Source organism: Halorussus marinus (assembly GCF_004765795.1).
GTDB lineage: Archaea > Halobacteriota > Halobacteria > Halobacteriales > Haladaptataceae > Halorussus > Halorussus marinus.
Genome location: NZ_SBIV01000004.1, coordinates 332,625 through 344,754, shown reverse-complemented (window position 1 = coordinate 344,754; position 12,130 = coordinate 332,625). Strand labels below are relative to the sequence as shown.

Genomic DNA, 12,130 nt, shown 5'->3' with positions numbered 1-12,130 from the left:
TCGAAAAGAAGGTGACGGTAGCGGAACTACAGGTTCGAGTTGCCCGACCCGCCGTCGATCGGGATGGCGGTGCCGTTGATGTACTCCGATCGGGGCGAACAGAGGAACGCGACGGTGTCGCCCAGCTCCATCGGGTCGCCGATCCGGCCGAGCGGGTTCGACTCGCCCCGGGCCTCTAACCCCTCTTCGTAGGAGTCGTACTCGCCGCGCTCGACCGCCTGATCGATGAGGTCGGTGATGCGGCTTGTCTCGTGGGGGCCGGGCAGGACCGCGTTCGCCCGGACCTCCGGGGCGAGCTCCGTCGAGAGGGTCTTCTCCAAGCCGATCACGCTCATCCGGACGGAGTTCGAGAGCACGAGCGACGGGATCGCCTCCTTGACGCTCCGGGAGGTGATGTTGACGACGGTGCCCCCGCCGTCGGCTTCGAGGTGGTCGGCGGCCTCCCGGACGGTCCGGACCACGCTCATCACCAGCAGGTCGAACGCCTCGTACCAGTCTTCGTCGGTCGTCTCGAGGAACGGGCCCGACGGCGGGCCGCCGGCGGAGGTCACGAGGTGGTCGAGTCCGCCGAACTCCTCGATGGTCGTCTGGACGAGCCGTTCGATGTCGTCGGCGTCGGTGAGGTCGGCCTGAACGCCGACGACCTCGCCGGCCGCGACGTCTTCGATCTCCTCGACCGCCTCGTCGAGGGACTCTTGGGAGCGACCGTTCACGACGACGTTCGCGCCTTCTCGGGCGAGCGCCTTCGCCGACGCCTTGCCGAGGCCGCTACTCGAGGCCGTTACGAGCGCCGCGTTGCCTGCTATCTCGAAGTCCATACCACCCGATGACACACTCGCGTAACTTAGTCGTTGAGAACCCACACGAATACCGCCGGGAAGCGGTACATCAAAGCGGGGGCAGAAGCATTCGGTACACGAACACGATGACAGACCACGACGTCGCCATCGTCGGCGGCGGTTGCGTCGGGCTGTCGGTCGCGAAGCACCTCGCCGAGCGCACCGACTTCGACGTCGCCGTCATCGAGAAAGAACACCGCCTCGCCGAGCACCAGAGCGGCCGTAACTCCGGGGTGCTCCACCCGGGGTTCAACTACCCGCCCGGCTCCGAAAAGGCCCGGTTCGCGACCGAGGGCACCCGGCGGATGAAAGCCTACTGCGACGAGAACGGCGTCCCCTGCGAGGAGCTCGGAGTGGTGGTGGTCGCGACCGACGACCGCGAGGAGGCCCGACTCGACGAGCTGGCCGAGCAGGCCGAGGAAAACGGCGTCGAGTACGAGCTACTCGATTCGCGGGCCGAACTCCGCGAACGCGAGCCCCACGCCGAGGGGCAGGCCGCCCTGTACGCCCCCGAGGCGGCGTCGGTCGACTCCCAGCAGTACGTCTACACGCTCGCGCGCGAGGTGCAGGACGCCGGGGTATCGCTGTATCTGGGCCACGAGGTCTCGCGGATCTACGACCGGGAGTCGGGCTACCGGCTCGCGACGAGCAACAGCGTCGTCGACGCCGAGTACCTCGTGAACGCCGCGGGGCTCCACGCCGACACGCTGGCCCACCAGGTGGGCGTCGGCGAGCAGTACCAGGTCGTGCCGTTCCGCGGGGAGTACTACGAGGTCACCCCCGAGAAAGCCGACCTCTGTCAGTCGATGATCTACCCGACGCCAGATCCCGAACTGCCGTTCCTCGGGGTCCACTACACGCGGCGGGCCGACGGGAAGGTCATCGTCGGCCCGAACGCGGTGCTGGCGTTCGGCCGCGAGGCCTACGAGAACACCCAGTTCGACCTCGGGGACCTCAGGGAGACGCTGACCTACGAGGGGTTCTGGAAGCTACTCGCCTCGCCGACGATGGTCGGGGTGGCGTGGGAGGAACTCAACAAGTCCTACCGCAAGGAGAAGTTCGTCGAGGCCTCCCAGCGGCTCGTGCCCGAAGTTCGGGAGGCCGACCTCCACCAGAGCTACGCCGGCATCCGGGCCCAACTGGTGAGCGAGGACGGCGAACTCGTGAAAGACCCGCTGTTCATCGAGACCGACGACGCGGTCCACATCCTGAACGCGGTCTCGCCCGGGCTCACCTCCTCGCTCCCGTTCGGCGACCACATCGCCGAGCGCATCGCCGAGAAGCGGTAAGGCGGTCGCCGGCGCGGGCTCTCACACCGACCGCGATACGAGGAACTATATTCGCGTCCGAGGTGGGTACCACCTAATGGCACCGTCGACCAGCCGGGACGACGACACCGGCTGGAGTGGAGCGTCTCGGATCTCGGAGCCCCGACTGTCGTCGGGACGGATTCTCGGCGACCGACCCGTCGAGGTCGGTCCCGCGTCCGACTCAGGCGCCGATGACGTCGAGCACGAGGAGGCCGAAGAACCCGGCCCAGATGGCGAGCGACCCGAGCGTGGTCGAGCGGTCCTCGAGGGCCACGCCGGTCGCGTCGGCGGTCGTCTCGTCGCCGTCGAACCCCTGGGTCACGAACCAGTAGACGACGAGCGCCCCGAACGCCGCCTCGGCGATCCAGAACAGCCCGATCATGCCGGTGAAGATCTCTCTTCCGATCATTCGCCGTCACTTCCGCTGGCCGACGGGCCGCCGTCGGCCGCGACGCCCGACCCCTCCTGTGCGATCGCCTCGAAGCGGAAGTCGTCGGGCGCGACGGCGCTGATGGCCGCGGCCAGCCCGGTCGAGACGACGTGGCCGACGGCCATGATCTCCCAGAGCTTGAAGTTCGGAGCGGTGACGATCACGTCGTAGCTCGCCGTCAGGCGTGGTGTGAGCGGTGGTAAAACATTGCCACATCTGTACGGACGGTTCGACAGGATCATGATAAATATTGCGCTAGTCTCTCTCAAGCAGGCTTTTTACCCCGGTGTCCTCAACTGCCGGCGTGCACGCAGATCTGAGCCACCGAATCGAGACCGGGATGCAGACGTATCCGGGCGATCCGGACGTCGAGGTCCGCGATCACTCGACGCACGCCGCCGACGGTTGCAGGGTGGCGAGCGTCGAGTTGGGGAGTCACTCGGGAACGCACGTCGACGCCCCCGCCCACACCGAGCCCGGCGGACGGACCCTCGATGCGTACCCGATCGAGCGGTTCTGCGGGGAGGCGGTTCGGGTCGACTGCCGGGACCTCGGCGACCGCGATCCGATCCCGGCCGAGCGCGTCCCGGACGCGGACGCCGATTGGGTCGTCTTCTGGACCGGGTGGGACGACCACTGGGGGACCCGCCGGTACCTCGATCACCCGTACCTGACGCCCGCGGCGGCCCGACGGTGTGCCGAACGGGGGTTCGACGTCGCCACGGACACCCTCAACCCCGACCCCACGCCGACCGACGCGGCCGCCCCCGACGAACCGGACGGGTTCGTCGCTCACCACCGTCTGCTGGGCGAAGATCGGCTCGTCGTCGAGAACCTCGCGAACCTCGGTGCGGTCGACGATCGGTTCGAACTCCGGGGCTACCCCCTCGCGCTCGGCGGCGACGGGTCGCCGATCCGGGCGGTCGGCGTCGTCTGACCGTCCGACTCCCGAACCGCGGTGGCGCCGGCTACTCGGCGAACTGGCGCTCTAAGAGCGTGACGAGCAGGTATGCGGCGAGTCGGCTCGTCCCCTCCGTCGCGTCGTACCGGGGCGCGACCTCCATCAGGTCGGCCGCGCCCACGGCGTCGTGGCCGCCCAGTACCTCCATCGTGGCGAGCGCCTGATCCGGGGTCAGTCCGGCTGGAACCGGCGTGCCGGTGCCGGGCGCGACGCTCGGATCGACGGCGTCGATGTCGAAGGTGACGTAGACCGCGTCGGTGTCCGCGGCGGCGGCCTCGACGGCCGCCGCGACGACCTCCCGGATCCCCCGTTCGCGGACGTCGTGGGCGGTGAACAGATCAAGCCCCGTCTCGTCGGCGAACTCGAAGAAGTCCGGCGACTCGTACCCGCGGATCCCGACCTGACTGACGTGTTCGAACCCGGTGTGGGGCGACTCGGCGATGAGGTTCGTGCTCGACCCGTGGAAGTGCTCGCCGAACAGCGCGCTCTCCTCGACGGTGTCGGTGTGGGCGTCGATCTGCACGAGCCCGACGGTGTCGTGGTCGCTCCCCTCCGCGAAGCCCCGAAACGCGGGGAACGTACAGTAGTGGTCGCCGCCGAGCAACACCGGGAACGCCTGTTCGGCGACGGTGGCGACGTGGGCCGTGATGCTCTCGGCCGTCTTCGCCCGGTCCATCGGAAAGACGGGAGCGTCGCCGCAGTCGGCGATCGAGAGCTCGCCGAAATCGACCTGCCGGCCGGTCTGCATGTTCGTCAGCCCGCCCTTGTACCCCGAGAGGTACGCCCACCACGCGCTGGCCCGCCGGATCGCTTCGGGGCCGTATCTGGTTCCCGGGCGGTTGCTCACCGCGCCGTCGTAGGGCGCGCCGACGACGCCGACGTCGGCGCCGTCGAGCTCGCCGACGTCTCGCTGATCGGACTTCAGAAACGTGTTGATCCCCGCGTACGCCAGTTCGACTTCGGATCCGGGATGCTGTTCGCGGAACGCCTCGGCCGCTGTCGGTCGCTCGGAGTCTGTCATTGTGTGTTCACCTCGTGTCTGCGATTCGCGTCCCGCCCGCCGGAGCCGTCGGTTCTCGATGGTTCCGGACGGCCTGACTGATCGGCCCGTTCGAGACGAAGCGGATCGTCGGTCGTCGCGCGTGGCTTCGACAGTCGCCTGCTCGGCCGTCGGCGGGCGTTCGCCACCGTGTATGGGCTGTCGGAGCGATTTCAAAAAGCTACCGACGGCTCAATTACGGACGCTTCGTTCGAGGACCGAACGGCCTCTCGGGGTGAGAGCTGGGAAGTGTCGGACCGCGAAAGAGATGGGAACTTCTCTCGTCGACCGTCCACGCGACGATCGGCGTCTCTGGCGGTGCGCCGCCCCGTGGCGTCGCTACCAGGTCAGACCCTCGTAAGTGATGCCGTCGCGGCGCTCGACGATCCGGCGGCCGTCGACGACCACGGAGTCGGCCATCGCGTCGAACGTCCCGTCGAGGGCGGCGAACTCGTCCCAGTCGGTGACCACCAGCGCCCCCCCGGCGCCGTCGAGGGCCTCGCCGGCCGAGTCGGCGTACTCGATCCCGGGGAACCGCTCGCGCATATTCTCGGTCGCGACGGGGTCGTAGGCGACCACGTCGGCGCCGTGCTCCTGGAGTCCTTCGACGACGGGTATCGCCCGCGAGTTGCGCACGTCGTCGGTGCCGGGCTTGAACGCGAGGCCGAGCACCGCGATCCGCTCGCCGGCCGGGTCGACGTGCTCTTCGAGCAGTTCGAGCATGCGCTCGGGCTGCTTGTCGTTGACCTCGACGGCCGCCTCCAGCAACGTCGGCTCGTAGTCGGCGTCTCTGGCGGCGGCGACGAGCGCGGCGACGTCCTTCGGGAAACAGCTACCGCCCCATCCGACCCCCGACCGGAGGAACCGCTCGGAGATGCGGTCGTCGAGCCCGACCGCCTCGGCGACCTCGTAGGCGTCGACGCCGTACTCCTTGCAGACGTTCCCGAGTTCGTTCACGAGACTGACCTTGGTCGCGAGGAAGGCGTTGTTGGCGTACTTGATCATCTCCGCCTCCCGAATGCCGGTCTCGACGGTCGCGGCGCTCGACTCGGCGACCAGCGGCTCGAAAACCGCTCGGAGCCGGTCGCGGGCGAACTCGGTTCGCGCGCCGAACACGAGTTTGTCGGGATCCCGAAAGTCCGCGACAGCGCTCCCCTCTCGGAGGAACTCGGGATTCATCGCGACGTGGAGTTGCTCGTCGATGTCCTTGCCCGACGCCTCGGCGAGTAGCTGTGCGATCTGGTCTTCGGTCGTGCCGGGGACCACCGTCGACTTGACGACGACGAGGTGGTCACCGTTCTTCTCGGCGAGCGCCTCGCCGAGCGACCGCGCGCCCTGCTCGATGATGCCGAGATCGATACTCCCGTCGTCTCTGGCGGGCGTCGGGAGCGCGAGAAACGTCACGTCGGTGTCCCGGACCGCGCCGTAGTCGGTCGTCGCCCGAAGTCGGTCGCCGCCGTGGTCGGCGATCAGTTCGTCGAGACCGGGCTCGTGGATCGGCGCCGCTCCGTCGTTGATCGCGTCGACGACCGTCTCGTCGATGTCGACGTTCGTCACGTCGTGTCCCAGATCGGCGAAGCACGCCGCGACGGTGGTGCCGACGTACCCGCTGCCGACGATGCTGATCTTCATGAGCGGAGGGATGGTCGCCTCGGTCCTTGAGCGTTCGGATGCGCCGGCGCTCTCGGGGCGGATTCTACGCCGAACTCTCTGCGCTCGACCCGTCGAACGCGGCGGCGGATTTCGACCACCGTTCCGAGAGACGCCGCGATCCGGTTACGCGGGCCGGACCGGTAACTCGACGTGGGTCGGGTGGTCGGCCTCGTGGTAGATGGTGTTTCTCGCGACCTCGTACTCGCGGTCGCCCGCGAGGGCGCCGCCGGTGTTGTGGTTGACGTCGAACCGGGGGTAGTTCGACGAGGAGACGTCGAGCCGGATCCGGTGGCCGGCCTCGAACACGTTCGCGGTCGGGTAGAGTTCGAGGTCGAACGCGTAGATCTCGCCCGGATCGACGAAGTCGGGCTCGCGGCGGTACCCCCGATACCGCGCCCGGCAGATCGAGTCGGTGAGGTTGAGCGCGAACCCCGAGGGAAAGTCCGCGCTCGCGGGGTACTCGTCGATCAGCTTCGCGGTGAAGTCGGTGTCTCGGGCGTCGGTCGAGGCGTAGATGCGCACCCGGACCGGGCCCGCGATCTCGACCGGTTCCGAGAGGCGCGGGGTCCGGAACGCCACCACGTCGGCGCGCTCGTCCAGCGGGCCGTACGGCGGGTCGGCCCCGAGCGTCTCCGGGCGCGTCCGCTGGTCGTAGCCGCCCCGGCCGGTCAGGCTGATCGTCGGGCGATCGGCCAGCGGGAGGTCTTCGACCGGCTCGTCGCGCTGTTCGAAGGTGTAGTACGACGAGCAGTTGCCGCCGAGGGTCGGCACCGGGTCGCGGGGGTCGAACTCGTAGGTCGTCGACGAGTCGGCGACGTCCGGTCGCTCGGTGTCGAGCGTGCCGTCGCCGCGGGCGTAGTACGCGGTCCAGTCGGTGTCGGGAAGCGGCCAGTCGCTTCCGCTCTGCCACTCGCCGCCGTGGCGGAGTCGCCCCTCGGCGGTCGCGGCGCCGTCGCCGGACCCCATCCGGAAGTACTGGACTCGCGGCTCGTCCCACGCGTCGGCGCCCTTGAGGTAGTGATCGAAAAACCGGAGCTTGGTCTCGAGGTAGTCGCGGGTCATCGCCTCGCCGAACGCCGCCTCACCCGAGTAGGGCTTTGTCCACGTCGACTGGCCGCCGTGGGTCCACGCGCCCATGAGCAGGAACTGGTCGCTTTCCGTGCGGTCTGCCAGCGCCCCGAAGTTGTCACAGGTCGCCTTCGCGTAGGAGTCGTACCACGAGCCGGCGTACACCGTCGGAACGTCGGCCATCTCGTCGTAGTGGGCCTCGAAGTTGATGCTCGGGTCCGACCAGAACTCGTCGTCGCCGGGCGTCCCCATGTAGTCGAAGACGTACGCCTCGTAGTTCGGGAGGTGTCTGAGCGGCGACTGGCCCCGGGTCACCGGCTCGTTTTCGAGGAGGTCGCCGGTGTCGACGTTCGCGAGTCGGCGTTCGAGGTCCCGGTCGTCGAGCGCGCGCTTGGCGAACCCGCCGCCGATGGTTAGCGACCACGTCAGCCACCGGAGTTCGAACGCGCCGTGGTGGCGCAGGGTCGCCTTCCAGGCGTTGGCGGCGCCCTGATTCACGAACATCGCGGCCAGCCCCGACGGCCGCTGGGTCGCCAGCGCGTTCTGGACCCACGCCATGTAGGAGGTGCCCATCGTCCCGACCTGCCCGTCGCAGTACGGCCGGTCGGCGAGCCACTCGACGGTGTCGGCGCCGTCCTCGGCCTCGTTTTTCAGCAGGTAGAACTCCCCGTCGCTGGCGTACCGCCCGCGGACGTCTTGGATCGCGACGACGTAGCCCCGCTCGGCGTACCAGTTGCCCTGCTGTTCGACGCGCTGGCGCTCGCGCTTGTCGTACGGCGTCCGCACCAGCAGTGCGGGCTTTGGCTCGTCGATCGGCTCGCCCGTCTCCGGGTCGGCCGGCCGGTAGACGTCGGTCGCGAGGCTCGTCCCGTCGCGGGTCTCTACCGTCGCGTCGTGGTGGACTGCGACGCCGTGCTTGGGTGCTGATACCATACGACACCATGTCGAACTCGCGTCATAAAACCGCGGGTCGGACGCCTCGATTTCCGCTACATCGTTCTCCCGAAAACGGATATCTGACGACCGCATCCGGCGTCGAGGTGGATTTCGCGGAAATTCTACGAACGGGAGTCGTCCGGGCGCGGATCGTCGATCGTGAGTCGTCGCTCTCGGATAGTCGATCCGCGCCGGTTCCGGTCAGTAGGTGTGGCCGCGCTCGGCGTCGTAGACGACCTCCCCGTCGACGATCGTGTACTCGACGTCGAGATCGGTGAGGTCGGCGGGCGAAATCGCGCGCGGATCGTCCGAGAGGACAGTCACGTCCGCGAGCTTGCCGGGTTCGAGGGACCCCTTCTCGTCCTCGTTGCCGCCGAGGTAGGCGGCGTCGGGGCCGTAGAGCCGCAGTGCGTCCTCGACCGACACGCGCTGGTCCGGGCCGACGACCTCGCCGGTCACCGTCTCGCGGGTGACCGCGGTCCGGAGCGCGACCCGGGGGTCGCCGGTCGCCACCGGCCAGTCGCCGTTTCCGGCGGTCGGGATGCCGTGGTCCTGAAGCGAGGCGACCGCGTACGTCCAGTCGATCCGCTCGTCGCCCCAGTACACCCAGTTGCGCGAGACGTCCGCCCCGAGGAAGCTGATCGACGAGGAGACACACACCCCGAGGTCCGCCATGCGTTCGAGGTGCTCCGGGCGGGTCAGCCCGGCGTGTTCGATCCGGAAGCGGTGGTCCTCGTCGGGGTCGAGGGCCGCCTCGTAGGCGTCGAGGATGTGGTCGATCGCGAGGTCGCCCTGCCCGTGGACGCAGACCCGGAGGCCGGCCTCGGCGGCGCGTTCGACGCGCTCGGCGAAGTACTCGGGGTCGACGTGGAGCACGCCGTCGTACTGCGGGGAGTCCTCGGCCACCGGTTCGCCCTCGTAGGGGTCGCGCATGGCGGCGGTCCGGCCGGTGAACGCCCCGTCCACGAAGTACTTGACTCCGACGACGAACAGCCGATCGCTCCCGAACCCGGTCCGGACGCCGGCGTCGGCCAGTCGCCCGAGCAGGTCGACGCCCTCCGCGCCGAGGTCCTCGCCCGCGTCGCCCTGTATCATCGTCCCCAGCCGAAGCGGGAGGTCGCCCTCGCGGTCGAGGTCCTGATAGATCCGGAGGTCCTCGGGGGTCGTCTTGGCGTCGTGGGCGGTGGTGACGCCCCATTCGAGGAGTCGGTCGATGGCCCGCTCGACGTTCGCTCGGCGGTCCTCGCGAGTCTCGTCGGGGATCGACTCGTGGAGCGGGAGTTCGGCCTCCTCGCTCACCAGCCCCGAGGGCCGGCCGTCGGCGTCGCGCTCGATGGTCGCGGGCGGTTCGGGGTCGGGCGTGTCGCGGTCGATGCCAGCTCGATCGAGCGCCGCGGAGTTGTAGATGCTCCCGGTGTGGCCCCCGACGCTGTTGACCTGGACGGGATTGTCCGGGGCGGCCTCGTCGAGGTCCCACCGGTCGATGTGGCGGCCCTCCGCCTCCCAGACCAGCCCGAGATTGTACCCCGAGCAGACGATCCACTCGCCGTCCGGCGTCTCGGCGGCGCGCTCGCGGATCCGGTCTTGGACGTCCGCGATCGACTCGTTTGGCGGCGACCGGCAGTCGACGTGGCCCATCCGGGCGCCGCCCATCGGGACGTGGAGGTGGGTGTCGATGAATCCCGGGAGGGCCGCCCGGCCGTCGAGGTCGACGACGGTCGTCTCCGGGCCGACGTCGTCGAGCACCTCGTCGGTCGAGCCGACGGTCGCGATGCGGCCCGCCCGCGCCGAGAGCGCCTCGGCGTCGGGTCGGTCGGAACTGAGCGTCAGTACGGTGCCGTCGATCAGCGCGATCTCGGCGTCCATACGCGCGACACGATCCGGGGCGTAAAAAAGCTTTTCAGGGCTTCTTCGGCGTTATTTCGAGTGTTTCGACTGTCGGTGGCGAGGCGGCGGGACGGCGGACCGCGCCGCGTCAGTCGTCGCTCGCGGTCGCCGCGGTGGGCGTTCCCTCGTCGCCGCGCCAGGCGGCGTGACCGACGGCCAGTCCGACCACGGCCATGCCGACGCCCATGAACGCCGCCGGGACGCCGAGCGGGGTCCCGAGCGCCTCCCAGCCGGGACCGAACACGGCCCCGAGGACGATCGACAGGAGCACGGCCTTCCCGGCGGTGTCGCGCCGGTACAGCGTGACGTACACCGGGATCAACAGCGCGCTCGTCAGCAGGATGGCCCGCCAGTTGTACAGTCCGATGATGGTTCCCGGCGGGTCGACGGCCGCGGCGGTCGCGGCGAGGCCGAACACGACCGTCGAGATACGCGAGACGTTCATCAGCCGCTCGTCGCTCGGCTCGCCGTCCGCGAAGTAGTCGTAGATGTCGCGGGCGGTCGTGACGCCACACGCGTGGAGCCGGGTGTCGGTCGTCGAGAGGATCCCGCTGAGGATCGCCACGATGATGACGGTCCCGATCGTGGTCGGCACGTACTCGGTGATGAGGACCGGGAACGCCCGGTCGACGTTCTCGACCGCCAGCCCGGCCCCGTTGAGCGCGACGGTCGTTCCGGCGCCCAGCGTGACCAGCATGACGTAGAACACCGACAGGATGGCGCCGCCGGCCGCGAGGTGGATCTTCGCGGTCCGGATGCTGTCGGTCGCGTTGATCCGGACGATCGTCGCCTGCGAGGTGAAGATCGTCCCGAAGAACGCCACGATCGAGGCGACCACGCCCAACACCGTGTAGGCGCCCTCGCCCAGCGGCGCGACGTTCGCGGGTTCGATCGCCGCGAACTGCTGGTTGATCGACGCGATGCCGCCGAGGTCGAGCGCCATGTACCCGAGCGCGACCGCGACCGTGGCCACCATCAGAGTCCCCTGCACGAGGTCGGTCCAGGCGACGCTGACCAGCCCGCCGAGCACCGTGTAGAGGATGAACACGCCGCCGATCACCCAGATCATGTACTCGTAGGGGACGCCGGTGATGACCGTCACCAGCAGGCCGGCGCCCACCAGTTGCATGATCAGGTACACCCACGCGTTCGCGAGCAGGACGGTCCCGGTGATCGGGCGCGCGATCTCGTAGCCGGTGAGCTCGGCGATGATGTCCGGGAACGTGACGTGGTTGAGCTCCCGGACCTTGTGGACCACGAAGTAGAGGCCGCTGACGCCGAGCATCAGCCCGAAGACGATCCCGGTCACGATGGAGTAGCCGCCGCCGTACACCGAGCCGATGTACCCGATGACGCTGACGGCGCTCACGAAGTTGGCGACGTACGACCACGTCGCGAGCCACGGTCCGAGCCGCTTGCCGTACACCCAGAAGTCCTCGACGTCGTTCGTCTTGAGGTACGCCCACGCGCCGATCGCGAGGACGAGGAGCAGGTACACGACGAATATCGCGAGGTACGCCGGGTTGACGTCGCTGTCGATCCCGGCCTGGAGGACCACCGGCCCGAGGCCGAGCGCGCCGGGCTCAGACATCGTCGTGCCCTCCGTCGGTCGCGGTCGGCGGTTCCTCGCGGATCGTCTCGTCGACCGGCTTTCCCATGAGTACGTGGACGATTACGAAGTGAGCCGCTCCGAGGCTCCCCGCGACGAGCGTCGCGACGAACACCAGGAACATCCCCGTCGGCATGCCAAGTACTGACATATGTCATAGAACCGTACATAGGCGAGACTGATAAATGTTGCTATAAAATTCTCCAAAACCACCGCCGAATGTATTCTCGGGTCGGTCTCACTTCGGGATGCGCCATCACTTACACTGGCGGTACACGGATAGCCGGCTGAACACCAATTGGGGTCTCAAAACGCCGATGCCCGCCTCTGCTCGTTCGCGCGGATCGCGGCGTCGATGCGGGTCGGAGACGCGAAATTCGGCGTTTGCCCACAGGGAC

11 protein-coding genes are annotated in these 12,130 nt (G+C 68.7%); 2 read left to right on the top strand and 9 right to left on the bottom strand.

The genetic code is table 11. From position 1 onward, the window contains the following. Window positions 1–26: 26 nt before the first annotated feature. On the bottom strand, window positions 27–818 hold the full coding sequence (locus EPY72_RS10775) for an SDR family oxidoreductase (RefSeq protein WP_135806411.1): 792 nt from the start codon (window positions 816–818) through the stop codon (window positions 27–29). A 107-nt stretch (window positions 819–925) separates the two neighbouring features. Between EPY72_RS10775 and lhgO the strand changes: the two genes are divergently transcribed. Further along, a complete protein-coding gene (gene lhgO / locus EPY72_RS10770) occupies window positions 926–2,128 on the top strand; it encodes an L-2-hydroxyglutarate oxidase (protein WP_134671755.1) in 1,203 nt (400 codons plus the stop codon). Window positions 2,129–2,330: 202 nt separating this feature from the next. Here lhgO and EPY72_RS10765 read toward each other — a convergent pair whose 3' ends face one another. Both EPY72_RS10765 and EPY72_RS10760 read right to left on the bottom strand, forming a co-directional pair. After that, entirely contained in the window at window positions 2,331–2,558 is a 228-nt protein-coding gene (locus tag EPY72_RS10765) for a hypothetical protein (protein ID WP_135806410.1), read from the bottom strand. Continuing rightward, window positions 2,555–2,743 (bottom strand): hypothetical protein, encoded by a 189-nt coding sequence (locus EPY72_RS10760; protein ID WP_135806409.1) that lies wholly within the window; start codon window positions 2,741–2,743, stop codon window positions 2,555–2,557. The genes EPY72_RS10765 and EPY72_RS10760 overlap by 4 nt, the downstream gene beginning before the upstream one ends. A gap of 140 nt (window positions 2,744–2,883) precedes the next feature. On the opposite strand from EPY72_RS10760, the gene EPY72_RS10755 reads away from it, so the two are divergent. Further along, entirely contained in the window at window positions 2,884–3,516 is a 633-nt protein-coding gene (locus EPY72_RS10755) for a cyclase family protein (protein ID WP_135806408.1), read from the top strand. Window positions 3,517–3,547: 31 nt separating this feature from the next. Here EPY72_RS10755 and EPY72_RS10750 read toward each other — a convergent pair whose 3' ends face one another. From EPY72_RS10750 to EPY72_RS19415, 6 genes are all read right to left on the bottom strand, one after another. Then, the gene (locus tag EPY72_RS10750; RefSeq protein WP_135806407.1) at window positions 3,548–4,561 is read right to left on the bottom strand and encodes an agmatinase family protein; all 1,014 of its coding nucleotides are present in this window, start codon (window positions 4,559–4,561) and stop codon (window positions 3,548–3,550) included. 357 nt (window positions 4,562–4,918) lie between these two features. Next, window positions 4,919–6,211 carry a UDP-glucose 6-dehydrogenase AglM gene (aglM, locus tag EPY72_RS10745; protein ID WP_135806406.1) on the bottom strand — a complete coding sequence of 431 codons (1,293 nt, stop codon included), beginning with the start codon at window positions 6,209–6,211 and terminating at the stop codon, window positions 4,919–4,921. 144 nt (window positions 6,212–6,355) lie between these two features. Next, window positions 6,356–8,233, bottom strand: a complete 1,878-nt coding sequence (locus EPY72_RS10740) for a CocE/NonD family hydrolase (protein WP_135806405.1) — start codon at window positions 8,231–8,233, stop codon at window positions 6,356–6,358. Window positions 8,234–8,437: 204 nt separating this feature from the next. Further along, window positions 8,438–10,102 (bottom strand): amidohydrolase, encoded by a 1,665-nt coding sequence (locus EPY72_RS10735; RefSeq protein ID WP_135806404.1) that lies wholly within the window; start codon window positions 10,100–10,102, stop codon window positions 8,438–8,440. Between the two features lie 109 nt (window positions 10,103–10,211). Then, a complete protein-coding gene (locus EPY72_RS10730; RefSeq protein WP_135806403.1) occupies window positions 10,212–11,714 on the bottom strand; it encodes a sodium:solute symporter family protein in 1,503 nt (500 codons plus the stop codon). Continuing rightward, entirely contained in the window at window positions 11,707–11,883 is a 177-nt protein-coding gene (locus EPY72_RS19415; protein ID WP_167599479.1) for a hypothetical protein, read from the bottom strand. The genes EPY72_RS10730 and EPY72_RS19415 overlap by 8 nt, the downstream gene beginning before the upstream one ends. Between the last annotated feature and the right edge of the window lie 247 nt (window positions 11,884–12,130).